The sequence below is a fragment of the Halomonas sp. SL1 genome, from assembly GCF_003030865.2.
GTDB classification, from domain to species: domain Bacteria; phylum Pseudomonadota; class Gammaproteobacteria; order Pseudomonadales; family Halomonadaceae; genus Halomonas; species Halomonas halophila.
The window spans coordinates 287,609-310,903 of sequence record NZ_PYUQ02000012.1 but is presented as its reverse complement, the minus strand read 5'-3'; the positions used below and the strand labels follow the sequence as shown (position 1 = coordinate 310,903).

Annotated in this window: 22 protein-coding genes; 12 read left to right on the top strand and 10 right to left on the bottom strand. The window is 69.1% G+C overall.

The annotated features are described in order from the left end of the window. Positions 1–113: 113 nt before the first annotated feature. Complete coding sequence (locus tag C9J49_RS07715) at positions 114–428, top strand: SCP2 sterol-binding domain-containing protein (protein WP_046078638.1); 315 nt, start codon at positions 114–116, stop codon at positions 426–428. Between the two features lie 147 nt (positions 429–575). Here C9J49_RS07715 and nudC read toward each other — a convergent pair whose 3' ends face one another. The 4 genes from nudC to C9J49_RS07695 are packed head-to-tail and all read right to left on the bottom strand — an operon-like array spanning position 576 to position 3,379. Next, positions 576–1,346, bottom strand: coding sequence for an NAD(+) diphosphatase (gene nudC, locus C9J49_RS07710; RefSeq protein WP_107181872.1), 771 nt, complete (start codon positions 1,344–1,346; stop codon positions 576–578). Beyond that, positions 1,346–2,104, bottom strand: a complete 759-nt coding sequence (gene dnaQ, locus C9J49_RS07705; RefSeq protein WP_107181871.1) for a DNA polymerase III subunit epsilon — start codon at positions 2,102–2,104, stop codon at positions 1,346–1,348. The genes nudC and dnaQ overlap by 1 nt, the downstream gene beginning before the upstream one ends. A gap of 40 nt (positions 2,105–2,144) precedes the next feature. Next, positions 2,145–2,588, bottom strand: a complete 444-nt coding sequence (rnhA, locus tag C9J49_RS07700) for a ribonuclease HI (protein ID WP_375700486.1) — start codon at positions 2,586–2,588, stop codon at positions 2,145–2,147. A gap of 23 nt (positions 2,589–2,611) precedes the next feature. After that, entirely contained in the window at positions 2,612–3,379 is a 768-nt protein-coding gene (locus C9J49_RS07695) for a methyltransferase domain-containing protein (protein WP_046078634.1), read from the bottom strand. A gap of 99 nt (positions 3,380–3,478) precedes the next feature. Here C9J49_RS07695 and gloB point away from each other — a divergent pair, with 99 nt between their 5' ends. The 7 genes from gloB to C9J49_RS07660 all read left to right on the top strand — a co-directional run bounded on the left by gloB (position 3,479) and on the right by C9J49_RS07660 (position 13,327). Then, complete coding sequence (gene gloB / locus C9J49_RS07690) at positions 3,479–4,246, top strand: hydroxyacylglutathione hydrolase (protein WP_046078633.1); 768 nt, start codon at positions 3,479–3,481, stop codon at positions 4,244–4,246. 68 nt (positions 4,247–4,314) lie between these two features. Then, complete coding sequence (locus C9J49_RS07685) at positions 4,315–5,505, top strand: transglycosylase SLT domain-containing protein (protein WP_107181870.1); 1,191 nt, start codon at positions 4,315–4,317, stop codon at positions 5,503–5,505. 45 nt (positions 5,506–5,550) lie between these two features. Continuing rightward, positions 5,551–7,371: an extracellular solute-binding protein gene (locus C9J49_RS07680; RefSeq protein ID WP_107181869.1), complete on the top strand. Its 1,821-nt coding sequence runs from the start codon at positions 5,551–5,553 to the stop codon at positions 7,369–7,371. A gap of 259 nt (positions 7,372–7,630) precedes the next feature. Further along, positions 7,631–8,707 (top strand): microcin C ABC transporter permease YejB, encoded by a 1,077-nt coding sequence (locus C9J49_RS07675; RefSeq protein ID WP_107181868.1) that lies wholly within the window; start codon positions 7,631–7,633, stop codon positions 8,705–8,707. A 2-nt stretch (positions 8,708–8,709) separates the two neighbouring features. Then, positions 8,710–9,807 carry an ABC transporter permease gene (locus C9J49_RS07670; RefSeq protein WP_107181867.1) on the top strand — a complete coding sequence of 366 codons (1,098 nt, stop codon included), beginning with the start codon at positions 8,710–8,712 and terminating at the stop codon, positions 9,805–9,807. Further along, positions 9,804–11,396 carry an ABC transporter ATP-binding protein gene (locus tag C9J49_RS07665; protein ID WP_107181866.1) on the top strand — a complete coding sequence of 531 codons (1,593 nt, stop codon included), beginning with the start codon at positions 9,804–9,806 and terminating at the stop codon, positions 11,394–11,396. The genes C9J49_RS07670 and C9J49_RS07665 overlap by 4 nt, the downstream gene beginning before the upstream one ends. Positions 11,397–11,587: 191 nt before the next feature. Then, a complete protein-coding gene (locus C9J49_RS07660) occupies positions 11,588–13,327 on the top strand; it encodes a GGDEF domain-containing protein (protein ID WP_107181865.1) in 1,740 nt (579 codons plus the stop codon). A gap of 25 nt (positions 13,328–13,352) precedes the next feature. Here C9J49_RS07660 and C9J49_RS07655 read toward each other — a convergent pair whose 3' ends face one another. Further along, on the bottom strand, positions 13,353–14,054 hold the full coding sequence (locus tag C9J49_RS07655; protein WP_046078625.1) for a pseudouridine synthase: 702 nt from the start codon (positions 14,052–14,054) through the stop codon (positions 13,353–13,355). After that, complete coding sequence (locus C9J49_RS07650; protein ID WP_046078624.1) at positions 14,054–14,869, bottom strand: amidohydrolase; 816 nt, start codon at positions 14,867–14,869, stop codon at positions 14,054–14,056. The genes C9J49_RS07655 and C9J49_RS07650 overlap by 1 nt, the downstream gene beginning before the upstream one ends. A gap of 125 nt (positions 14,870–14,994) precedes the next feature. On the opposite strand from C9J49_RS07650, the gene rarD reads away from it, so the two are divergent. Beyond that, positions 14,995–15,900, top strand: a complete 906-nt coding sequence (gene rarD / locus C9J49_RS07645; protein WP_107181864.1) for an EamA family transporter RarD — start codon at positions 14,995–14,997, stop codon at positions 15,898–15,900. Here the strand turns inward: rarD and C9J49_RS07640 are convergent. After that, positions 15,883–18,189, bottom strand: a complete 2,307-nt coding sequence (locus tag C9J49_RS07640; protein ID WP_181454261.1) for an EAL domain-containing protein — start codon at positions 18,187–18,189, stop codon at positions 15,883–15,885. The genes rarD and C9J49_RS07640 overlap by 18 nt on opposite strands. Positions 18,190–18,534: 345 nt before the next feature. Here C9J49_RS07640 and C9J49_RS07635 point away from each other — a divergent pair, with 345 nt between their 5' ends. From C9J49_RS07635 to C9J49_RS07625, 3 genes are all read left to right on the top strand, one after another. Beyond that, positions 18,535–19,719, top strand: a complete 1,185-nt coding sequence (locus C9J49_RS07635; protein ID WP_258393813.1) for an NAD(P)/FAD-dependent oxidoreductase — start codon at positions 18,535–18,537, stop codon at positions 19,717–19,719. 75 nt (positions 19,720–19,794) lie between these two features. After that, entirely contained in the window at positions 19,795–20,481 is a 687-nt protein-coding gene (gene csiR / locus C9J49_RS07630; protein ID WP_035593369.1) for a DNA-binding transcriptional regulator CsiR, read from the top strand. 91 nt (positions 20,482–20,572) lie between these two features. Continuing rightward, on the top strand, positions 20,573–20,791 hold the full coding sequence (locus C9J49_RS07625; protein WP_035593372.1) for a hypothetical protein: 219 nt from the start codon (positions 20,573–20,575) through the stop codon (positions 20,789–20,791). 6 nt (positions 20,792–20,797) lie between these two features. Here the strand turns inward: C9J49_RS07625 and C9J49_RS07620 are convergent, their stop codons facing one another. From C9J49_RS07620 to C9J49_RS07610, 3 genes are read right to left on the bottom strand one after another with little or no spacing between them, the layout of a single operon-like run. Further along, the gene (locus C9J49_RS07620; RefSeq protein WP_107181861.1) at positions 20,798–21,754 is read right to left on the bottom strand and encodes a biotin-dependent carboxyltransferase family protein; all 957 of its coding nucleotides are present in this window, start codon (positions 21,752–21,754) and stop codon (positions 20,798–20,800) included. Then, positions 21,751–22,470, bottom strand: a complete 720-nt coding sequence (pxpB, locus tag C9J49_RS07615; protein WP_107181860.1) for a 5-oxoprolinase subunit PxpB — start codon at positions 22,468–22,470, stop codon at positions 21,751–21,753. Before pxpB ends, C9J49_RS07620 begins: the two co-directional genes overlap by 4 nt. Next, a complete protein-coding gene (locus C9J49_RS07610; protein WP_107181859.1) occupies positions 22,467–23,234 on the bottom strand; it encodes a 5-oxoprolinase subunit PxpA in 768 nt (255 codons plus the stop codon). The genes pxpB and C9J49_RS07610 overlap by 4 nt, the downstream gene beginning before the upstream one ends. Positions 23,235–23,295: the final 61 nt, after the last annotated feature.

Below are 23,295 nucleotides of genomic sequence, written 5' to 3'. Positions count from 1 at the left end.
AGGGCTACCATCCTGCCCAGCCGCGGGCCCGGCCACAAGCCGGCCGACTTGATGGCACCGGCGCTTTTCCCTACTCTCGCGGATCGATCCTTCACCGTCTCCGGAGACCCCCGATGTCCGACAGCACCCTCGACAAGCTCCATGCCCGCTTCGATCCCGAGGCCGCCCGCGGCATGGACGAGGTCTTCCAGTTCCACTTCAGCGACGCCGGCGACTATCACCTGGTGGTGCAGGACGGCGAGCTGGACGTTCAGGAAGGCGTACACGAGGAGCCGTCGGTCAGCCTGAGCCTGAGTACCGAGACCCTCAAGGGCGTGATGAGCGGCGAGATCAGTGGCATGAGCGCCGTGATGAGCGGCCGGCTCAAGGCCACCGGCAACGTCATGCTGGCCACCAAGCTTGGCAGCCTGTTTCCCCGCCGCGGCTGATTTGCCCTGACGATCGGTATCCCGACCGGGGTCAGACTCTTCGGCCGATTATCCCGACCGGGGTCAGACCCTTCAGCGGGCTTAGGATCTCCGATCCTAAGCCCGCTGAAGGGTCTGACCCCAAGTGGCCCCGAGTGACCAAGTGCCTTACCTGGCCCCCACCTCGGCCAGGTGCGTCTCGATCAGCGCCCGCGAGATCGAATAGGGCGGCGGCAGCTGGGGCAGCAGGCGCGGCGAGAACCAGGCGGCATCGCTGATCTCGTGGCCGTCGATGCGAATGCGCCGGCTGGCCGCCTCGGCGAAGTAGCCGAGCATCAGCGAGTGCGGGAAGGGCCAGGCCTGGCTCTGGAAGTAGCGCAGCCGCCCCACCGTCAATCCCACCTCCTCGAACACCTCACGGCGAACCGCCTCCTCGGCGGACTCCCCCGGCTCGATGAAGCCGGCCAGCGTCGAGTAGCGCCCCGGCGGAAAACGCGGACTGCGGGCCAGCAGCAGCGACTCGCCGTGCGTCACCAGGGTGATGATGCACGGCGAGATACGCGGATAGTTGCGATGGCCGCAGCGTTCACAGTGCATGGCGAACTCGTGATCGAGCCGCGAGGCCGGCGCCCCACAGCTGCCGCAGAAACGGTGATGGCGCAGCCAGGCACCGACCTGCAACGCCGTGGACACCAGCGCGAACCAGGATTCCGGCAGTCGCGCCAGCCACTCCCGGCCCTCGATCCAGTCATCGCCGGGAGCGTCTTCCACCGACAGGGCCACCGGCGCGTCATGCCACCAGCACAGGGGCTGCATGGCCGGGGCCCAGGGCTGCCAGGACTGCAAGGGCCCTCCGTCGCCGGCCGGAGCGATGCGGCCCTGGGCCAGGCGAATCACCCGCCCGGCGGTTTCCTCATGGGGCAGTTCGCGACGCAGCATCAGGGCGTCTCCCGGCCGGGCCAGCCCTCCAGCGTGTCCCAACGGCACTCGCCGCCGGCCTCGCGCACGGTCGCCAGCTTGTCGCGATGGGCCTGCCATTCGGCCTCGTCCGGTGCCTGCACCTTGAGCGTGCCCGGCGTCAGCGAGACCCGGCGCACGTTCAGCCCGCCGCTGGCCGCGGACTCATTGCCCTCACCGGCACTGGCATCCAGCGACAGCGCCGTCTGGCCGCCGGTCATCGCCAGGTAGACGTCGGCCAGGATCTCGGCATCGAGCAGGGCGCCGTGAAGGACCCGGTGGCCGTTCTCGATGTCGTAGCGCTTGCACAGGGCATCGAGATTGTTGCGCTGGCCCGGGTGCTTGTCCCGGGCCATCTGCAGGGTGTCGAGGATGCGGCAGTGATCGGCCACCGGGCCCAGACGAGGCTCGCCGCGGGCCTGGTTCAGCATGCCCAGCTCATGGTCGATGAAGCCCACGTCGAAAGGCGCGTTGTGGATCACCAGCTCCGCCCCCTCGATGAAGGCCCAGAACTCGTCGGCGATCTCGGCGAACAGCGGCTCGTCGGCGACCCACTCGTCGGTGATGCCATGCACCGCCACCGCCTCGGCGTCGATGGTTCGCTGCGGATTGATGAACTGGTGATAGGTGTTGCCGGTCAGCCGGCGATTGACCATCTCCACGGCGCCGATCTCGATCAGGCGATGGCCGTCACGGGGGTCGATGCCGGTGGTCTCGGTATCCAGGATGATCTGGCGCATGGGGCGTTACCTGTGGTGATCGGCGGTATTGATGCGTGAATCAGGCCTTGGCCTGCATCTCGTCGATGGCCTCGTTGGCCAGGCTGTCGGCGCGCTCGTTGCCGGGATGTCCGCTGTGGCCCTTGACCCAATGCCACTCGACGCGATGCCTTTGCGCCTCTTCGTGGAGGGCCCGCCACAGCTCGGCGTTCTTGACCGGCTGCTTGGAGGCGGTCTTCCAGCCGCGCTTGATCCAGCCGTGAATCCACTCGGTGATGCCGCGACGCAGGTATTCGGAGTCGGTCCACAGCTCGACACGGCACGGCCGGGTCAGCGCCTTCAGCGCCATGATGGCGGCCATCAGTTCCATGCGGTTGTTGGTGGTCTTCTGCTCGGCGCCCTTGAGCGGCTTCTCGTGGGGGCCACTGCACAGCAGCGCGCCCCAGCCACCCGGCCCCGGATTGCCGCGGCAGGCGCCGTCGGTATAGATCGTCACTTCGGGCAACGCCCCTGATGGTGGTTGGTCTGTCACCCTCGATCACCTTCGTCGGTGGCGGACCGGCCAGACACATTGCCCAGCGCCGAGCCGGCCAGCGGCGTCGGAAAGACCACCCTGCCGCGCCCGGGCTGGACCAGCTGGGACCGGCGCCGCGCATGAATCATGTAGCTGTCGCCCAACGGCAGGTTGTGCCGGCGCCCGAGCGTCTCGAGCCGGGCATTGCGGGCCAGGCCGCCGGGCAGGCGAAAGCCGCAGTAGTCTACCCGCTGGGCCTCGAAATCGACAAACGCCAGCCAGTCGGCAAGACGCCCCGGCGTGCGCCAGCGGCCGCGCCCGGGCAGCTGGCGGCGTCGGGCCGGTCGGCAGCGCCGCCAGCCGCTCGGGCCGAAGGGGTGCCAGCCGAACAGGATCAGGTGACCGTCGTCGGCGGTGACGCGAGCCGCTTCCTGGAGCAGGTGGTGGGGGTCGGGGGCGATCTCGAGCAGGTGATGCACCACCACCAGGCTCAGACAACCATCGGGTAGCGGCAGCGCGTCCAGGGGACACACCAGGGTGGATTCGTGCGAGGCCAGCTCAGGTGTCGGCGCCCAGCACAGCGCGTGACGCACCGGACACATGTCGGCCAGGCTCGGCGCCAGCCCGAGTTCCAGCCCGTGGGCCCCGAACCAGCGCTCGCACAACGGCCCCAGACAGGCGCGCTGGGCCTGCCACACGGCCTGGCCCGGAGGGCTCGCCCAAAAACGGCGCCCCTCTCGCACCAGTCGCGCCAGGCTCATCGCATCCTGCGAATTTGACATGATCCGTTCATCTCTCCAGAGTACTCGATTTTGCAAAGATCCGATTCAAGGCGCCACCGGCTCGGTTGATACCGGCCCCGGCGCGAGGACCCCGAGCCCATGTTGAGCGTGACACCGATTCCCGCCTTTCGCGACAACTATATCTGGATGCTGCGGCAGGACACGAGCCCCGAGGTCTGCGTGGTGGATCCCGGTGACGCCACCCCGGTGATCGAGACCCTGGAACGCGAGGGCCTGACCCTGGGCAGCATTCTCGTCACCCATCATCACGCGGATCACGTCGGCGGCCTGCCCGAGCTGATCCAGCGCTATTCGCCGCGGGTGATCGGCCCGCACAACCCCGCCATCGAAGGCATCGACGAGCGCGTCGGCGCCGGCGACGAGGTGCGGGTGATCGGACGCCTGTTCGAGGTCCTCGAGGTTCCGGGCCACACCCTGGATCATATCGCGTTCTTCACCGCCGGCATTCCGCCGCTGCTGTTCTGCGGCGACACCCTGTTCAGTGCCGGCTGCGGACGTCTGTTCGAAGGAACCCCCGAACAGATGCATGCCTCGCTGGCGCGCCTCACCGCGCTGCCCGAGGACACCCTGGTCTTCGCGGCCCACGAGTACACCCTGGCGAACCTCGCCTTCGCCAAGGCCGCCGACCCGGACAACCCCGACATCGACGCCGCCGAGCAGGAGTGCCGGCGGGCCCGGGAGCTCGAGCGCCCCACCCTGCCCAGCACCATCGGTCGGGAACGGCGCATCAACCCTTTCCTGCGCTGCGAGGACGCCGGCGTGCGTCGGGCGGCCGCCCCCCAGGGCGACACCGCCGACGCCGTGACCACCTTCGCCACGCTGCGCGCCTGGAAAGACGACTTCTGAGACCCACCCGGCAACTCGCGTTGCCCGCCTGATTCACGGACGGCAACGCCCGCCCCGGAGGCCCCTGAATGACCTATCACACATCGCGCCGGCGACTCCTCGGATTCGCCAGCACGATCGCCATGACCGGCGCCCTGATCGCCGGCGCCTACACCAAGGCATCGACCCTGCCCGCCGGACAGCTGGGCGCCGACACCCCGAGCTTCGCCCCGGTGCATCGCGGCGAGCCGGAAGGCCAGCGCACCTTCTGGAGCCACCTGCAACTGCAGCCGGCCGACGCCTGGTCGCGCCTGCGCGACACCTTCCAGTGGCAGGATCAGTGGCAGAGCGGCGCCGGCCACGCCCGCGTTCAGCACTGGATCGACGAATACAGCGCCAAGCCGCACAACGTCGCCGAGATCGCCGAGCGCGCCCGCCCCTGGCTGGCGTGGATCCTCGAGCGGGTCGAGGACCGTGGCCTGCCCGGCGAGATCGCCCTGGTGCCCTTCGTCGAGAGCTCCTTCGACCCCGAGGCGCGCAGCCACTTCGGCGCCGCCGGCCTGTGGCAGATCATGCCGCGCACGGGCGATGCCTTGGGCCTGAACCGCTCGCGCGGCTGGGACGGCCGCCTGGACGTGGTGCGCTCGACCCAGGCCGCCCTGGACTACATCGAGTACCAGGCCGACCAGTGGTACGAGGGCGACATCGAGCTCTCGCTGGCCGCCTACAACGCCGGCGCCGGCACCGTGAACCGTGCCCAGCGACGCGCCCTGGCCCAGGGCAAGCAGGGCGACTACTGGGATCTCGACCTGCCCAACGAGACCATGGACTATGTACCCAAGCTGCTGGCCATCGCCGCCATCGTCGGCGAACCGGAGCGCTACGGCGTGACGCTGCCCGATATCGAGGGCACGCCGGCCTTCGAGCGCGTGCCGGTGACGCGCACCGTGCGCCTCGGCGAGGCCGCGAAGCTGGCCGACGTGCCGACCGGCGAGCTGGCGGCCCTCAACCCCGGCCTGCGCGGCGACACCGCCCGCCCCGGCCAGGTCAGCGAGCTGCTGGTGCCCGCCGACCGGGCCGAACCGCTGCTGGTCGCCCTGGAGCGCACCGCCCCGAGCGCTGGCAGCGCTGAAGAGGTCCATGTGGTACAGCGCGGCGACACCCTCTCCGCCATCGCCTCCCGACACGCCGTGGCGGTCGCCGACCTGGCCCGCTGGAACGGCCTCGACAGCCCCAACGCTTTACAACCCGGCCAGCAGCTGACACTTTCCGGTAGATGATCAGGGGGGCCGTCGCCCCCCGACCTGGTACAAGGATGCTGACCGATGCGATCGATCGTCCTGCTGACGACGGCCCTGGCGGCGACGCCCGCCCTGGCCGCGGCCCCGGCCGACGTGCCCACGCGCCACGGCCTGGCCCTCTACGGCGACCCGGCGCTGCCGGCGGATTTCGACCACTTCCCTCACGCCGATCCCGATGCCCCGGTCGGCGGCACCCTGACCCGCAGCGCCAACGGCAGCTTCGATTCCACCAATCCCTTCATCATTCAGGGCACGCCGGCCTCGGGCCTGAACGCCATCTACGACACCCTGATGGTGGCCAATCCGGACGAACCCTTCACCATGTACGGGCTGCTGGCCGAAGGCATCCGCCTCGACCCGGACCGCCGGTGGATCGAATTCGACCTCGACCCCGATGCCCGCTTTCATGACGGCGAGCCGGTCGACGCCGCCGACGTGGTCTTCAGCTTCGAGACGCTCACCGAGCAAGGCCAGCCGTTCTACGCCGCCTATTACGCCGACGTCAGCGACGTGCGGGTGGTCGACGAGAACACCGTGCACTTCGACCTCGCCGACAGCGATTCCCGCGAGTTGCCGCTGATCCTCGGCCAGATGCCGATCCTGCCGGCCCACTACTGGGAAGACCGAGACTTCGAGCGACCCACTCGCGACGCCCTGCTCGGCTCCGGCCCCTATCGCATCACCGAGGTCGATCCCGGCCGGCGCATCGTCTACGAACGGGTCGACGACTACTGGGGGAAGGCTCTTCCGGTCAATCGCGGCCGCCACAACATCGGCCGGCTGGTCTACGACTACTATCGCGACCAGACGGTGGCGCTCGAGGCCTTCAAGGCCGGCAATCTCGACATGCGCATCGAGTCCAGCGCCCGCCACTGGGCCACCGCCTACGACTTCCCCGCCGCCGAAGGCGGCTTCGTCCGGCGCCTGGAAGTACCCGACGGCCAGCCGGCCGGCATGCAGGCCTACGTGCTGAACACTCGCCGCGACACATTCCAGGACGCCCGGGTGCGCGAGGCGCTGAACCTGGTCTTCGACTTCGAGTGGCTCAATCAAAACCTCTTCTACGGCGCCTACGAACGCACCCACAGCTACTTCGAGAATTCCGAGATGGCCGCCGAGGGCCTGCCGAGCGACGCCGAACTGGCCCTGCTCGAGCCCTGGCGCGACGACCTTCCCGAGCGGGTGTTCGACGAACCGCTGCCCGTGGAGCGGCCGGATGACATGCGTGCTCGCCTGCGCGAGGCGCTGGCGCTGCTCCATGCCGCCGGCTACGAGAATCGCGACGACGGTACCCTGGTGAACACGGAGACCGGCGAGCCGCTGTCCTTCGAAGTGCTGCTCTACGACACCCAGTTCGAGCGCGTCGTGCAGCCGCTGCTGCGCAACCTCTCACGGCTCGGCGTGCAGGGCGACATCCGCATCGTCGACGTCAATCAGTACCTCAACCGACTGCGCCGCTTCGACTTCGACGTGGTGGTGGGGAGCTTTCCGCAATCCGCCAATCCGGGTAACGAACAGCGTGAGTTCTGGGGCAGCGAGTACGCCGACGCGCCGCAGAGCCGCAACCTGATCGGCCTGGCCGACCCGGCGATCGACGCCCTGGTCGACGACCTGATCGCCGCCGACAGCCGCGAGGCGCTGGACACCGCCGCCCGGGCTCTCGACCGAGTGCTGCGCTGGGGCTTCTACGTCATTCCCCAGTGGCACCTGGACAGCACCCGCATCGCGGTCTGGGACAAGTTCGGCTGGAAGGAGCCCTTCCCCGAGTACAATCTCGACCTCGACGCCTGGTGGGTCGACCCCGAGCGCGGCGCCGAGATCGAGGCCCGACAGCGCAATCGGTGAGGCGGCTACGAGGTACCATGCTCGCTGGCAGATGAGCGCCAGGTCGAGGCGAGGTTCTTTTGACAGGGGGTGAGGCGATTCTCGCCGAACGGGTTGGCCAAGGAGGGCCAACACCGGCCCTGCAAGCGGCGCAGGACGCGCATTAGCGCCGCTGGTCAAGAGAAGCGCCCAGGGATGGGGTCACCGCGTCCTCGCCGAGGCTCGTCGCCGAGAAAGCGCTTCTCTCGTCGAGATTTCATAGAAGCCCTAAGGAAACGCCGTGGCCGCCTACGTACTGCGCCGCCTGCTGCTGATGATCCCTACCCTGCTGGGGATCATGCTGCTCAACTTCCTCATCGTGCAGGCCGCCCCGGGCGGCCCCATCGACCAGATGCTGGCCCGCTTCGAGGGCCTGTCGACCCAGGCCAGCACCCGCCTAGAGGGCGGCGGCGGAGACAGTGCCGGCGGTGGCGGTGAATCCCGCGGCTCCCGCGGCGTGCCGCAACAGTACATCGACCGCCTCGAAACCCAGTTCGGCTTCGACGAGCCGGCCTACCAGCGCTTCTTCGACATGCTGGTCGACTACGCCACCTTCGACCTGGGCGAGAGCTTCTTCCGCGGCGAGCCGGTCACCCAGCTGATGCTCGAGCGGCTGCCGGTGTCGATCTCGCTGGGCCTCTGGACCACCCTGCTGGTGTATCTGATCTCGATCCCGCTGGGCATCCGCAAGGCGCTGCACCACGGCTCGCGCTTCGACGTCTGGAGCTCGGGGCTGGTGATCGTCGGCTACGCCATCCCGGGGTTCCTGTTCGCCATCCTGCTGATCGTGCTGTTCGCCGGCGGCAGCTACTGGGACGTCTTCCCGCTGCGCGGCCTGACCTCGCCGGACTTCGGTGAGCTCTCCGCCTGGGGCAAGCTCAAGGACTACTTCTGGCACATCAGCCTACCGGTGCTGGCCTCGGCGATCGGCAGCTTCGCCACCCTGACCATGCTGACCAAGAACAGCTTCCTCGACGAGATCCACAAGCAGTACGTGCTCACCGCCCGGGCCAAGGGGGCCAGCGACCGTCGCGTGCTCTACGGCCATGTCTTCCGCAACGCCATGCTGATCATCATCGCCGGTCTGCCCTCGGCGCTGGTGGCGATCTTCTTCACCGGCTCGCTGCTGATCGAGGTCATCTTCTCGCTCAACGGCCTGGGACTGCTGGGCTTCGAGGCGGTGATGCAGCGCGATTACCCGGTGATCTTCGGCACCCTGTATCTCTATACCCTGATCGGGCTGATCCTGAAGCTGATCTCCGACCTGACCTACGTATGGGTCGACCCGCGGATCGACTTCGAGACCCGGGAGTCCTGAACATGGCACTGAGCGAGCGTTTCTCCCCCATCACCCGCCGCCGGCTGGCCGTGTTCCGCGGCAACCCGCGCGCGCGCCTGTCGCTGTGGCTGTTCCTGGCCATGTTCGTGATCAGCCTCGGCGCCGAGCTGGTGGCCAACGACCGGCCGCTGCTGGTCCACTACCAGGGTCAGTGGTACGCGCCGCTGGTCGTCGACTACCCGGACAGCGAGTTCGGCGGTTTCCTGCCCACGCCGGCCGACTATCGCGATCCCTACACCCGTGAGGCGATCGAGGCCGACGGCTGGATGCTGTGGCCCCCGATCCCGTTCTCCTACGACACCCTCGATCAGGACCTCGACCATCCGGCGCCCTCGCCCCCCGACGCCCACCACTGGCTGGGCACCGACGATCAGGGCCGCGACGTGCTGGCTCGAGTGATCTACGGCTTCCGCCTGTCGGTGGTGTTCGCCCTGGTGCTGACCGCCGGCTCCCTGGCCCTGGGCGTGATCATCGGCGGCGTGCAGGGCTACTTCGGCGGCAAGGTCGACCTGATCGGCCAGCGCCTGATCGAGATCTGGTCCGGGCTGCCGGTGCTGTTCCTGCTGATCATCCTGGCCAGCCTGGTCGAGCCGAACCTGTGGTGGCTGCTCGGCATCATGCTGCTGTTCTCCTGGCTGGGGCTGGTCGACGTGGTGCGCGCCGAGTTCCTGCGCGCCCGCAACCTGGAATACGTGCGCGCCGCCAAGGCCATGGGGCTGCCGTCGCGAATCATCATGCGCCGCCACGTGCTGCCCAACGCCATGGTCGCCACCCTGACCTTCATTCCGTTCCTGTTCACCGGCGCCATCACCACGCTCACCGCCCTGGACTTCCTCGGCTTCGGCCTGCCGCCGGGCTCACCGTCGCTGGGCGAGCTGGTGGCCCAGGGCAAGAACAACCTCCAGGCGCCGTGGCTCGGCATCACCGCCTTCCTGACCCTGGCGGTGATGCTGTCGCTGCTGGTGTTCATCGGCGAGGGCCTGCGCGACGCCTTCGATCCGCGCCACATCCAGCACGCCAGCGGCAAGTCCGAGCCGGCCGACGGCGAGCGCCAGACCGCCACCGGGAGCGCCAGATGAGCGACGAGACCCTGCTTCGCCTCGAGGATCTGACCATCGCCTTCGACGACGCCCCGGTGGTCGAGGGACTGTCGCTGGAAGTGCGCCGCGGCGAGACCCTGGCGCTGGTCGGCGAGTCCGGCTCCGGCAAGTCGGTGTCGGCACTCGGCGCCCTGGGCCTGCTTCCCCCCAGCGCCCGCGTCAGCGGTACGCGCCGGCTCGACGACACCGATCTCGCGCGCCTGTCCGACCGCGACTGGCGGGCGATCCGCGGCGGCCGGGTCGGCTTCGTGTTCCAGGAGCCGATGACCTCGCTCAACCCGCTGCACACCGTGGCCCGCCAGATCGGCGAGACCCTGCGCCTGCACCAGGGGCTGCGCGGCGCGGCCGCGCGCCGGCGCGCCCGCGAGCTGCTCGAACAGGTCCAGCTGCCCCGCGCCGAGGAGCTGCTCGACGCCTGGCCCCACCAGCTCTCCGGCGGCCAGCGCCAGCGGGTGATGATCGCCATGGCCATCGCCAACAACCCGCGGCTGCTGATCGCCGACGAGCCGACCACCGCGCTGGACGTCACCGTGCAGCAGGAGATCCTGGCGCTGCTGGCCGAGCTGCGCGATACCCACGGCATGGGCATGCTGTTCATCACCCACGACCTCAATCTGGTGCGCCGTCACGCCGACCGGGTCTGCGTCATGCGCCACGGCCGAGTGCAGGAGACCGGCCCGGTGTCGCGGGTGTTCGAGGCCCCCGAGAGCGCCTACACCCGAGAACTGCTGGCCGCCGATCCCACCGGACGCCCCGAACCGGTCACCCATCGCACCCCGCTGCTCAGCGCCCAGGGGCTGGGCATTCGCTTCCAGCGGCCGAAGAAGCTGTTCAGCCGCCGACCGCCGGCCTTCGAGGCGGTCAAGCCGCTGGACCTGACGGTGGCGCCGGGCGAGACCCTCGGTATCGTCGGCGAATCCGGCTCCGGCAAGACCACCCTGGCCCTGGCGCTTCTGCGCCTGCAGCAGAGCGAAGGCGAGATCACCTTCGACGGCGAGCGTCTCGACCGCCTCCACGGCGACGCCCTGCGTCGCCAGCGGCGGCGACTCCAGGTGGTGTTCCAGGACCCTTACGGCTCGCTGTCACCGCGCATGCCGGTGGCCGACATCGTCAGCGAGGGGCTTCGCTTCCACCATCCCGAACTGGACGACGCCGAGGTCGACCGCCGCGTGCGCGACACCCTGCGCGAGGTCGGCCTGCCCGAGGAATGCGGGGCCCGCTATCCCCACGAGTTCTCCGGCGGCCAGCGCCAGCGCATTGCCGTGGCCCGGGCCATCATCCTCGAGCCGTCGCTGCTGGTGCTCGACGAACCGACCTCGGCGCTGGACCGCACCGTGCAGAAGCAGCTCGTCACCCTGCTGCGCGAGCTGCAGCGCAAGCGCGGGCTCAGCTACCTCTTCATCAGCCACGACCTGGCCGTGGTGCGCGCCATGGCCCATCGCCTGCTGGTGCTCAAGGACGGCGAGGTGGTCGAACAGGGCGACTGCGAGGCCGTGCTGACCCAGCCGACCACCGACTACACCCGAGCACTGGTCGAGGCCGCGGGGCTGTCGCCAATGTCGCCATGAACGTCGTCGTCAGCGTCGCCGGCGTCTCCCCGCGGCCTGATGACCAGGATGCTTCAGGATCGATGATGGTTTAGCCGTTACGCAAGATAACGGTATAAAACACGGCGACCGGCGCGACGGTTTTGCTGGTACCGAATCGGGACCTGTTTATACTTGCCGAATGCCGAGGGGAAGGAACGAGAGGAACCGGGATGCCTCAGACAAGGGCGTGGCTGACCACCGCCGTACTCCTGTGTGTGGCCGCCCTCTGGCTCGGCTCGGCGATGGCGGCACCTCGGGATCTGGGAACCGGCTGGGAGTATCGCTGGGGCGACTCCCCCGTGTCTGCCGATGGCGTCCCAACCTGGGTGAAACCAGGAGACGACGACGCTTGGAACGCCATCGATTTCCCCGCCAACCCGCCCGGACGCCGAGGACAAACCCATGCCTGGTTCCGACTCTCCCTCCCTGAGGGTGATTGGCAAGATCCGGCACTCTACATTACCAGCATCAACCTGATCGCCGACGTCTACTTGGACGGCGAACGCCTCTACCAACATGGCACCTTCGATGATGATGGCAATGGCCGCTTCGCAGGCTGGCCCTGGCACATGATCCGCCTCCCCGAGGACTTCGGCGGTCGACAACTGACCCTGCGGGTCTACTCCGACTACACCGCCATCGGCCTGTGGGGCGAGATCATGCTGATCGAACGCGCCGATCTCTTCCCCAAGCTTCTGCGCGACGCTCTGGGTGCACTCATCGTCGGCCCGCTGTGCCTGCTCCTGGCGCTTTTCGCGGTAGGTTTCGCGCTGTTCCAGGACGACCGTCGCCGTTTTATGCCCATCAGTCTGTTCGCGCTGGCCTCCGGCATCATGATCATTGCCGAAAGCCCGGTCGACCAGTTGCTGATCGACCGCCCCCTGCTGTGGGACAACCTCGCCGCCGCAGGCTACTTCACCCTTCCTATCGCGCTGGGGCGCCTACTGGAGCACTGGTTCGCCGATACGCGATCACGCCGTATCCGGCGTATCTGGCAGTTTCACCTTGTCTACCTGGTGGGCGCGCTGGGGGCCAGCGGGCTCGGCTGGATCAATCTCTCGATCACCTTTCCGGTCTTCGATGTACTTCTGGTGCTCAGCATCAGTCTGCTGCTGGCGATCATCGCGCCCCATCTCGGCCGGTTCGACACTCGCCAGAGGGCCATACTGGCCGCCTTCGCTCTGTTCGGGGCGCTGTTGCTGGTCGACATGGCCGTGGCCCATGGCCTGCTGCCCTGGCAGCGGGTACCCACCAGCGCCGGCGCGCTGGCCTTTGCCCTGGTCATCGGGGGCATCTCGCTGATCGACTACGCCCACACACAGAGGGAACTCCGGCGCCTCAACCACCAGCTCGAACAAGAAGTCGAGGAACGGACGCACCAGCTACAGCAGCTGGTGGAACGCCTCGAGATCGACTCCACCACCGACCCGTTGACCGGCCTGCATAATCGCCGCCACTTCGACGAGTGCCTGCGACAGGAATCCCGCCGGGCCCGGTCCCGGCAGACGCCGCTGGCGATGGCGATGCTCGACATCGACCACTTCAAGCGGATCAACGATGGTCACGGCCATGCAGCGGGCGACCGGGTCCTGGCGGGCATCGCGATGGCGCTCCGGGAACACTTCCGCGACGATGATGAGATATGCCGCATCGGCGGCGAGGAATTCGTGGTACTGCTGCCCGGCACCGGCGCCGATACGGCAAGAGAGCGCGCCGCCTCGCTGATGGCGAGCCTGGCCGACCGCGTCTACTGGCACGACGGCCGCATGCTGGGCCCGGTGACCCTGTCCTGCGGTATCGCTGCCTACCCAGCGCACACCGCCGATCCCATGACGCTGCCCGATCTGGCTGACCGTGCGTTGTACGGCGCCAAGGAAACCGGCCGCAACCGGATCATCACTGCTAGCTGAGCATCGGCCTCACGAAGAAGCGCCGCTAGAAAAGCGCGACCTCGTCGGCCGTGAGCTCACGCCACTCACCGGGCGCCAGCTCCGAGTCCAGCGCCAGTGCACCGACCGACTCGCGATGCAGTATCTCGACGTGATTGCCGATGGCGGCAAACATGCGGCGCACCTGATGGTAACGACCCTCGTGGACGGTCAGCCGCGCGTGCAGCGGGTCGAGCATCTCGAGCTCGGACGGCCGCGTCGGCGCCTCGTCACCCTCGAGTTCGATGCCCTCGGCGAAGGCCGCCACCGCGCGCTCGGCCTCGGCGCCTTCCAGGGGGCGCGCCAGGGTCGCCAGATAAACCTTGGCGCAGCCGCGCTTCGGCGAGGTCACGCGATGCGACCACTGGCCGTCGTCGCTGAGCAGCAGCAGCCCGGTGGTCTCCACGTCGAGGCGCCCCACGGTCTGCAGCCGCTCGGCCTTGGGCAGGTCGATCAGATCCATCGCACGCGGATAGAGGCCGCGTCGCGCCGTACATTCCACGCCTTCGGGCTTGTGCAGCATCACGTAGCGCAGCCCGACCAGCGCCAGGCGCTCGCCGTTCCAGGTCACGCGGTCATCGGACGCGAGATGGCGGGCAGCCTTCTTTTCGCGCTCACCGTTGACCTCGACCTCGCCGCGCAGCAGCGCCCGCTTGGCCAGGCTGCGGGTCATCTCGGTACTTTCGGAGAGGAATCGATCCAGTCGCATCAGGCACCCACCCCGTCGGTCAGGCCGAAATGATCGGCATCGCGCCAGGCCGGAAACTTCTCGCGGAAGGCGTGCAGCTCATCCAGCGACAGCGTGCCGGTCTTGACGAAGGTCGTATCGCGGGGCTCGTCGATCAGCGGCTCGCCCTTGGCGTCCACCAGCATCGAATCACCGGCATAGGCCAGGCCCTTGGCATCCTCGCCGACACGGTTGACGCCGATCACGGGGCACAGGTTCTCCACGGCCCGGGCCTGCAACAGCACCCGCCACGGGTGGCGACGCGGTGCCGGCCAGTTGGCCACGCACAGCAGGGCATCGTACTCGAAGTGCTCGCCCGGCGCGGGCCGCTGGCGCAGCCACACCGGAAAGCGCAGGTCGTAACACACGCTGAGCAGGATCCGGAAGCCCTTGAGCTCGACGATCACCCGCTCGTGGCCCATGGCATAGCGCTCGTGCTCGCCGGCCATGCGGAACAGGTGCCGCTTGTCGTAGTGCACCAGGCTGCCGTCGGGGCGCGCCCAGATCAGACGGTTGAAGCAGTCGCCGTCTTCCACTATCGCCACGCTGCCGGTGACCACGCAGCCGCGCCGGGTCGCCTGCTCACGCATCCAGGCCACGGTGGCACTTTCTGCCATCGGCTCGGCCATCTCGCGGGAATTCATGGTGAAGCCGGTGGCGAACATCTCCGGCAACACGATCAGGTCGGTATCGCCGCCGTCGAGCTCGCCCAGCGACGCCTCCAGCATCCGGCAGTTCGCCTCGGGGTCTTCCCAGCACAGGTCGGCCTGCACCAGGGTCGTTCTGAGTTCGCTCATCGAGGACTCCATTGGGGATCGAAACGGCCCCCATAGCCTAAACGACAGCGGCCGATGGCGCAGCCACCACGCACCGGTCGACGCCCGCATGATAAGCTTTGGTTTCATTGATTAGGAAAGTAAAGATGTCATCGACCGATCGCGATACCCGGGCCGCCCAGGGAGTCGGCTATGGCTTGGCCGCCTACCTGATGTGGGGCTGCTTCCCGCTGTTCTTTGCCCTCTTCGACGAGGTGCCCGCCTACGAGATCCTGGTACACCGGGTGCTGTGGTCGTGCGTGTTCCTGGCCGGCGTGGCGACCGTACTGCGGCGCTGGAAGCCGGTCGGCGAGGCCCTGGCCAAGCCGCGGCGCCTGGGACGAGTGCTGGCCTGCGCGGTGCTAATCGCCGTCAACTGGGGGCTGTATATCTACGCCGTCGAGACCCATCGGGTGCTGCAGGCGAGCCTTGGCTACTACCTGACGCCGCTGATCAACATCGCCCTGGGCATGCTGGTGCTGCGCGAGCGCATGAGCCGCCTGCAAGGCCTGGCGGTGGGCCTGGCCGGGGTGGCCATCGCCCTGCAGCTGGCGCTGATCGGCACCCTGCCCTGGATCAGCCTGGTGCTGGCGCTGAGCTTCGGCACCTACGGGCTGTTGCGCAAGCAGGTGCCGCTGGACGGCCTCTCCGGACTGCTGGTCGAGACCCTGCTGCTGATGCCGCTGGGGCTCGTGGCCCTGGGGGCGCTCAGTCAGGCCGGCCTGTCGCATTTCCTCGGCGACAGCCGTACCACGCTGCTGCTGCTGGCCTGCGGGGTGATCACCGCCCTGCCCCTGCTGGCCTTCGCCGGCGCCGCCCGCCGCCTGCGCCTGGGCACCCTGGGGTTCCTGATGTACCTGAATCCCAGCCTGCAGTTCCTGATCGCGCTGTTCGTGTTCGACGAGCCGCTGAAGCCAACGCAGCTCGCAACCTTCGTGCTGATCTGGATCGGCCTGGCACTCTACAGCTGGTCGGCCTGGCAGCGACGCCCGGCCTCAGAGGTCCGCGCCTGATCGCACCGGGGCATAGCGAAACAGGAAGGTCTCGGATTCGCTCGGCCGCCCCAGATGGAAGCCCTGAAGCAGCTGCACGTCCAGCGATGCCAGCCAGCGGGCCTGGGTCGCGTTCTCCACGCCTTCGGCCACGACCTCCAGGCCCAGCTGGCGACAGAAGCGTATCATCGCCGCATAGGCCTCGACCGCCCGCTCGTGGCGCTCGGCCGCCGCAAGCAGCTCGCGGTCCAGCTTGACGGCGTCGAAGGGCAGCCGCTGCAGCAGCCGGAAGGCGGTGTAGCCGGTGCCGAAGTCGTCCAGCGAGACGCGCACGCCGAGGCGACGCAGGCCGATCAGCGCCTGCTCGATGTGTATCAGCTCCCCGAAGTCGGCGTGCTCGGTGATCTCGATCTCCAGGCAGCTCGGCGGCAGTGCCCGCTCGTGCAGGGCATCCCCCAGTGCCGCGACGAAGTCCACGTCTTCCAGGCTCGACAGGCCGACGTTGATCGACAGTCGGAAGTCGCCATCCAACCGCTCCCGATGCCGGCACAGCCAGTCGATGGCCGTGCGGCTGACCCAGCGATCCAGCTGCCGGGTCAGGCCGAGGCTCTCGACCACCGGCAGGAACTCGCCGGGCGACACCTCGCCGAACTCGGGATGCTGCCAGCGCAGCAGGGCCTCGGCGCCCAGCAGGCGATGATCGAGGCGGGAAAACTGCGGCTGGAAGACCAGGCGCCACTGCGACTGCGGTGCCTCGATCAGAACCTCCAGCGCCTCTGCCAGATGACGGAAACGGGTCGTCCCACCGGGCGCACGAGGCGAGACGCGGCGCAGGGGCTGCGGCCAGCCGCGCCGCGCCAGATGCCTCACGCCCTCATTGAGGGCGTCGCGGCACTGGGTGATGTCGCCGCTATGCTCATCGAGACACAGCAGGCTGGCGTACCATGTCAGCCGCTGGCCGCTACCGCCGGGCGAGAGCTCACCGAGGTGCGCCAGGATGCTGTCGAACAGCGCCTCCACGTCCTCCGGCCGCGACGATGCCGGCACCGCGCCCAGCAGGTTCATGCCGGTCCCCGCGTAGAGGTGCCAGTCCGCGGGCAGCGCCTCGCGCATCGCCGGCAGCTGTTCGCGCAGCATCGCCTGCGCGGTGACCAGCCCGAAGCGTTCGCGGGCCTCGCGCAGCTGCGGAGAAGCAAGTTCGAACAGGCAGCCGTCCCGACGCGGCGCCTCGACTTCCCAAAGCTGCTGGCTGGGCAGACCGGTCGCATGGTCGACCATCAGCCGGCGCTGGCGACGCGCGATGCGTCGCCGCGACCGGCTCAGCAACAGCAGGCCCGCGCCCAGCACACCACTGACGCCGATCCCAACCCACAGCAACAACGAGCGCTGCCCCTCGACCTGCTGCATGGCAGCGTCGACGCCGACCCACTCGATGGTGGCGGCCAACGGCGTCGGCACCCGGGCATGCCAGCGGGCGTCCAGCACCCGACGGCCCGCCATGACGACCTGGCGCTCGGGCTGGCGCTCGAACACCGGACTCAGCAGCGTCTCGATGGCCAGGGTGGCCACACGCCGGGTGTCGAGCAGAACGCCACCGGCACAGCCCAGGTCCAGCTGGTACGGCAGATGGCAGAACACCGGCACGCCCTGGTCCTCCAGCGTCTCGAGCCAAAGACGCTGCCTCGGGTCCAAGTCGCCGCTGCCGGTGGTCTGCCCCTCGACCAGGTACACCCGGGTGTCGACCGGCAGGGTTTGCAGCGTGCGGACCACCTCTTCGGGCGTCCAGTCCCACAGCACACCGGCCAGGCGCCCCGACGAGGACGCCCGCAGGCGCGACACGAAGCCCCGGGTCAGATCCTCGCCGACGGCGGTCTCGTCCCCCAGCACCAGCCAGGGCAACGTCGCGCCGAACGCCTCACCGAGGAAAGCCAACGACGACTCGGCCACCCCGGTGGTCATGATGCGCTTGATGCCATGCGCCCGGGCCTGGCGCTGAAGGTCGGGATCGTTGATGCCGATCGCCACCACCCGGGAGGGCGACTGCCAGTCCTCGGGCCGGGCCAGGTAGAAGGCCAGGGCCGCATCATCGATCAACAGCAGGCGATCGCTGGGCGTCACCGCCTGCCGCCCTTCCAGGCGCTCCCGCTGCAGCATGAAGGCCCGCTCGCGGCCCAGACGCCGGGCATCCAGGTAGTCCACGTCGAGCGACGGCACGCCGAGCCGCTCGGCCGCCTCGTCGAGGCGGGCCAGCAGCTCGTCGGTCCACAGGTTGCCGCGGTGATAGGACGCCAGCACCTGAATGCGCGGCACCACATTGTCAGGGCGTTCCGTCGTTTCACCGCGATCGGACTCGGCGGAGCTAAGCGAGGCGGCCAAGAGGGCGAGTCCTGCGAGGCAGGCCCCAAGGCATGACGTAAGGTATGGTCTCCGCGCTCGCACCCACATCGGGTTCATCCGACTCATTGTTGTTCAATGCTTTATCTGAGACCTTGTCATGCCAAACGTCAACCGAAAGTGCTAACGCACGGTGTCGGACGGTCTCATTCTCACCGCCTGCCCTGGTGCCGGTTCTCCGACATGGCGTACGCGAGAGGAGTGGCGCACGCGGGCTCACCAGCCCAAGATGACGGTACCCTGGCCACCCGACGGCGCTCCATGGCGACCAACGCATCCCCCGACCTTACCATGCCCGCGTCGATACCGACTCCGCTCGCCGACGCCCCGCTGCTGCTGGTGGGGGCCGGGCATGCGCACCTGCATCTGGTCAGCCAGCGCGCCCGTCTGCCCATGCCCCGGGTAATGCTGCTCGACCCCGGCGGCTTCTGGTACTCCGGCATGGCCGGCGGCGTGCTGGGCGGCCAGCATTCGCCCGCCGCGGACCGCCTGGAGCCCATGGCGCTGGCCCGCCGCCATGGGGTCGAGGGCCTGCGCGGCCGTCTGGCCGGGCTCGATCCCGACCGGTACGAGGCGCTGCTGGACGACGGCCGGCGTCTGGCGGTGTCGGCCGTCTCGCTCAACCTGGGCTCGACGGTGAACACGCCGCCCGCTCATCCCGAGGGCCCCGATATCTGGCCGGTCAAGCCGATTCCCCGACTGGTGGCGCTGCGACATCGGCTGGCGCACGACTTCGCCGCGGGAAAGTGCCCACGCCTGCTGGTGGCCGGCGGCGGCGCCAGTGGCGTCGAAGTGGCCTGCCAGCTGCGGGCCCTGGCCGATCGCCACGGCGTCGATCCGACCATTCGCCTGCTGACCCGGTCATCGGACCTGCTGCCGGGCGCCCCGCGAGGCGCGGTGCGCTGGCTGCATCGGCGGCTCGTCCAACGCCGCATCGCGGTCGAGACCGGGCTCGCGCTGGTCGGCCATCTGCCCGGTGGCAGCATGGCGACACCACCGAATCAGCCGCCGAGTGAGGACAACGCCCATTTCATACCCGCCGATCACGTCATCCATGCCGTCGGCCTGGCGCCACCGACGCTGCTCGAGCGGCTCGGTCTGCCGATCATCCCCGGGCGGGGCCTGGCGGTCACCGACTACTTGCAGAGCCCGGCGCTCCCCTGGGTCTTCGCCGCCGGCGACTGCGCCGCCATGATCGACCACGAGCTGCCACGGCTCGGCGTCTACGGCGTGCGCCAGGCGCCGGTGCTGCTCGACAACCTCGCCGCCTGGTGGCACGGCGAGGCGCTGCGCCCTTATCGCCCGCAGTCCCGGGCGCTGTCGATCCTCGACCTGGGCCGTCGTCAGGCGCTGGCAATGCGCGGCGGCGCCTGGTGGGGCGGACGGCTGGCCTGGTACTGGAAGCGCCGGCTGGACGAGCGTTTCCTGACCGGCTATCGCTGCTGAACCCGGCCAGGGCGGATTCTCGACGGCGGCGCCGATCGGGTATCATGGCCGACCATCACAGGGAACGGCAGCACCATGGACAGCACTCCCAAGCAGAACCTCGGCATCAGCGCCTACCGCTGGCTCAAGCAGGACATCATCCGCGGCGTTTATCCGCCCGGGGAGAAGCTGCTGATGAGCCGGCTCAAGGAACGCTACGACCTCGGCATCGGTCCGCTGCGCGAGGCCCTGTCCCAGCTGGTCGCCGAGCGGCTGGTGGTGGCGATCAGCCAGCGCGGCTACCGGGTCGCGCCGATGTCGCGCGAGGAACTGGCCGACCTCTACGATGCCCGTGCCCAGCTGGAGGGACTGATGCTGGAGCTGGCCATCCAGCGCGGCGACGACGCCTGGGAAGCCGACGTGCTGGCCAAGGCGCACACCCTGGCCAAGGTCATGGAGGTGCACAGTCCCGAGGAGATGCTCGACGTCTGGGACACCCGTCATCAGGCCTTCCACACGGCCATCGTCGCCGGCTGCAACTCCCCCCACCTGATGCAGGCGCGCCAGGGGCTGTTCGACCAGGTCGAGCGCTATCGCCACCTGTGGCTGCAGGAAACCGTGCTCTCCGACGAGGCCCTGGCGCGCAAGCGCCAGGAACACGCCGCCCTGGTCGACGCCACCCTGGCCCGCGACGTGGAGCGCGCCCGCACGATGATGCGCGAGCATCTGATGACGCCGGTGCCGATCATCCTCGACGCGATGCAGCGCCGCGGCCTGGCATGAGCCGAGGCGGCAGGATCGCCTTGATCCCGGTCATCGTGCTGTCACGACCCATGCGGGATACTCCTCACGAGCCCACGGAGGAGTCTTCACCATGCCGCTACCTCATCTTCTTCACCTGACCCGCGACCAGTCACTGCGCCTCGAGCACCTGGCCGAACGCTGCGACCTGCCCGTCAACGAGTTGCTCAACCGCCTCGTCGGCGAAGGCATCGCCAACCTCGAAAGCGAGCTGATGGTCGAAGGTGCCGGCCTGCGCAAGGCCGAGCGCAGCATCGACCAGTTGCTGCGCGAAAGCGGCCTCGGCATCTGAACCGGGTCAAGCGAACGCACGGCGAAAACGACGATAGTCGGCCAGCGCCCGCTCGGCCGATACCGCCGCGAGCCGCACCTCCTGGCCCGGCAGACACTGCGCCAGCCGCGCGCAGGAGAGTGGCGTCAGTGCCCCTAGCCGCGGATAGCCGCCGATGGTCTGACGGTCGTTGAGCAGCGCGATGGGCTGGCCGTCCGGCGGCACCTGCACGGCACCGAGGCCGAGCCCTTCGGAGATCATGCTGGTCAGCCGACAGCGCAGCGTCGGCCCCCGCAGTCGCACGCCCATGCGGTCGGCGCGGTCGTCGACCCGCCAGGCCGTATTGAACGCCACGGCCAGGCTCGCGCCCTCGAACTCGGCGATCTGGGCGCCCGGCAGCAGCGACAGCCGCGGCATCGCCGTGTAGTCCAGGCGCGCCTCCGCGGGCGCCTCCCGCTCGTCGCCGATCGGGTGCTCCCCCGCCTCGGTGCCGACGTGGAGGACATCGCACTCGGCCAGCGCGTGGCCATGGCCATCGTGGCCGCCGAGCCCTTCGCGCACCACGCTGGCCAGGCTGCCGAGCACCGGCTCGGCACGAAAACCGCCGGCCACGGCCAGATAGGCGCGCAGCCCGCCGACCGGCTGGGCGAAGCGCAGCACCTGGCCGGGTCGCAGGCGAAACCGCTGCCAGGGCGAGAGCGGCGCGTCGTCGAGGGTCGCCCCGAGATCCGCGCCGGCCAGCGCCAGCGTCAACTCACGCTCGGCCTCCAGTGCCAGGCCGCCGAGCGTCACTTCCAGCGCCGCCGCCCCCCAGGCGTTGCCGGCCAGCCGGTTGGCCCAGGCCCAGGCGTGCAGATCGGCGGGGCCGCCCTGGGTCACGCCCAGCCGGCGCACCCCGAAGCGCCCGGCGTCCTGCAGCAGCGCCAGCGGCCCCGGGCGCATGACCCGCAGCCCCGCCACGGCATCTTGTATCGCCGCCTTCATCGCGTGTCCTCCATGGACGTGACATCGGCGCCCCGTCGCACCAGTTCCTCCTTCGAGACCGGCACGAAGCGCACCCGGTCACCCACCCTGAGCAGGCTGAAGCCGTCACGGTCGCGATCGAAGAGCCGCGCGGCGGTGCGGCCGATCAGGTTCCAGCCCCCCGGCGAGACGGCGGGATAGGCGGCGGTCTGGCGTCCGGCGATGCCCACGCTGCCGGCGGGCACCCGCTTGCGCGGCGTCTCCAGGCGCGGCGTCTCGAGGCGCTCGTCGACACTGCCCATGAAGGCGAATCCCGGCGCGAAGCCCAGCGCATAGACGCGATAGGTCACCTCGGCGTGCCGTGCGATGGTCTCCGCCACGTCGAGCCCCGCCCGCTCGGCCAGGTGCGGCAGCTCCGGGCCGACGCTCTCGTGGTACCAGGTCGGAAGCTCGTGGACCTCGCCCGTGGCGGCCTCGTCGTCGGGCGCCAGCGCGGCCAGTGTCTCGGCGAGCCGCTCTCGCGCCTCGTCGGGCGTCATCCGCATCGGATCGAAGATCACCAGCAGAGTGGTATAGGACGGCACCAGGTCCACCAGGGCATTGCCGAAGGCCGCCTCGCAGTCGCGCACCAGGGCGGTGATCCAGGGCAGGTTGGCCTCGTCGATGGCATCGAACAGCCGTACCAGCCAGCCGTCGAGCCCCGCCGACTCCAGTCGCGGCAGGCCGGGGACGCTCATGCGTTCCCCTCATCGCCGTCGTCGTCCTCGTCGAGGGCACGGCGAATGGCCTGGATGGCGGCGATCGACTCGGCATTGTCGCCGTGCACGCAGAGGGTGTCGGCCGCGAGGATCAGCGCGCTTCCATCGCGGGCGACGAGTGGCTCGCCGCGGGCGATGCGCCGCGCCTGGTCGACGATCGTGGCCTGGTCATGGTGCACGCTGCCGGGCTCGCGCCGCGACACCAGCCGTCCCTCGCCGTCGTAGGCACGGTCGGCGAAGGCCTCGAACCACAGGGTGACGCCGAAGCGCTCGGCCAGCTCGCGGGCGGCGGAATCGTCGCGGGTGGCCATCACCATCAGCGGCAGCTCGGCGTCGAAGGCCACGAGCGCGCGCATCACCCCGGCCAGGATCTCGGGATCGCGCATCATGTCGTTGTAGAGCGCCCCGTGGGGCTTCACGTAGCCCACCGCCAGACCCTCGGCACGGCACACGCCGGCCAGCGCCCCGAGCTGGTAGAGCACCAGGTTCTCGATCTCCTCCGGCGTGCAGGCCATGTGGCGCCGCCCGAAGCCCACCATGTCCGGATAGGCCGGATGCGCGCCCACGGTGACGCCGTGCTTGCGCGCCAGGCGCACCGTCATGCGGATCACATCGGGATCCGAGGCGTGGAAGCCGCAGGCCACGTTGGCCAGGTCCACGTGGGGCATCACCTCGGCGTCCATGCCCATGGTCCAGGCGCCGAAGCTCTCGCCCATGTCGGCGTTCAGCAGCAGTTTGCGCATGCGCGTCGTCTCTTTTTCCATCGTTGTTGCCATTAAAACAGGCACGCGGCGCGGCCTCACC

Excerpts from the sequence above, each read along its gene's own strand:
- rarD (WP_107181864.1), top strand. The coding sequence starts at position 14,995 with ATGTCATCGACCGATCGCGATACCCGGGCCGCCCAGGGAGTCGGCTAT.
- C9J49_RS07620 (WP_107181861.1), bottom strand. The coding sequence starts at position 21,754 with ATGAAGGCGGCGATACAAGATGCCGTGGCGGGGCTGCGGGTCATGCGC.
- C9J49_RS07665 (WP_107181866.1), top strand. The coding sequence starts at position 9,804 with ATGAGCGACGAGACCCTGCTTCGCCTCGAGGATCTGACCATCGCCTTC.
- C9J49_RS07650 (WP_046078624.1), bottom strand. The coding sequence starts at position 14,869 with ATGAGCGAACTCAGAACGACCCTGGTGCAGGCCGACCTGTGCTGGGAA.
- C9J49_RS07610 (WP_107181859.1), bottom strand. The coding sequence starts at position 23,234 with ATGCGCAAACTGCTGCTGAACGCCGACATGGGCGAGAGCTTCGGCGCC.
- dnaQ (WP_107181871.1), bottom strand. The coding sequence starts at position 2,104 with ATGCGCCAGATCATCCTGGATACCGAGACCACCGGCATCGACCCCCGT.
- C9J49_RS07660 (WP_107181865.1), top strand. The coding sequence starts at position 11,588 with ATGCCTCAGACAAGGGCGTGGCTGACCACCGCCGTACTCCTGTGTGTG.
- C9J49_RS07685 (WP_107181870.1), top strand. The coding sequence starts at position 4,315 with ATGACCTATCACACATCGCGCCGGCGACTCCTCGGATTCGCCAGCACG.
- nudC (WP_107181872.1), bottom strand. The coding sequence starts at position 1,346 with ATGCTGCGTCGCGAACTGCCCCATGAGGAAACCGCCGGGCGGGTGATT.
- C9J49_RS07670 (WP_107181867.1), top strand. The coding sequence starts at position 8,710 with ATGGCACTGAGCGAGCGTTTCTCCCCCATCACCCGCCGCCGGCTGGCC.
- C9J49_RS07635 (WP_258393813.1), top strand. The coding sequence starts at position 18,535 with ATGGCGACCAACGCATCCCCCGACCTTACCATGCCCGCGTCGATACCG.
- C9J49_RS07655 (WP_046078625.1), bottom strand. The coding sequence starts at position 14,054 with ATGCGACTGGATCGATTCCTCTCCGAAAGTACCGAGATGACCCGCAGC.
- C9J49_RS07625 (WP_035593372.1), top strand. The coding sequence starts at position 20,573 with ATGCCGCTACCTCATCTTCTTCACCTGACCCGCGACCAGTCACTGCGC.
- C9J49_RS07680 (WP_107181869.1), top strand. The coding sequence starts at position 5,551 with ATGCGATCGATCGTCCTGCTGACGACGGCCCTGGCGGCGACGCCCGCC.
- C9J49_RS07695 (WP_046078634.1), bottom strand. The coding sequence starts at position 3,379 with ATGTCAAATTCGCAGGATGCGATGAGCCTGGCGCGACTGGTGCGAGAG.
- pxpB (WP_107181860.1), bottom strand. The coding sequence starts at position 22,470 with ATGAGCGTCCCCGGCCTGCCGCGACTGGAGTCGGCGGGGCTCGACGGC.
- C9J49_RS07715 (WP_046078638.1), top strand. The coding sequence starts at position 114 with ATGTCCGACAGCACCCTCGACAAGCTCCATGCCCGCTTCGATCCCGAG.
- gloB (WP_046078633.1), top strand. The coding sequence starts at position 3,479 with ATGTTGAGCGTGACACCGATTCCCGCCTTTCGCGACAACTATATCTGG.
- csiR (WP_035593369.1), top strand. The coding sequence starts at position 19,795 with ATGGACAGCACTCCCAAGCAGAACCTCGGCATCAGCGCCTACCGCTGG.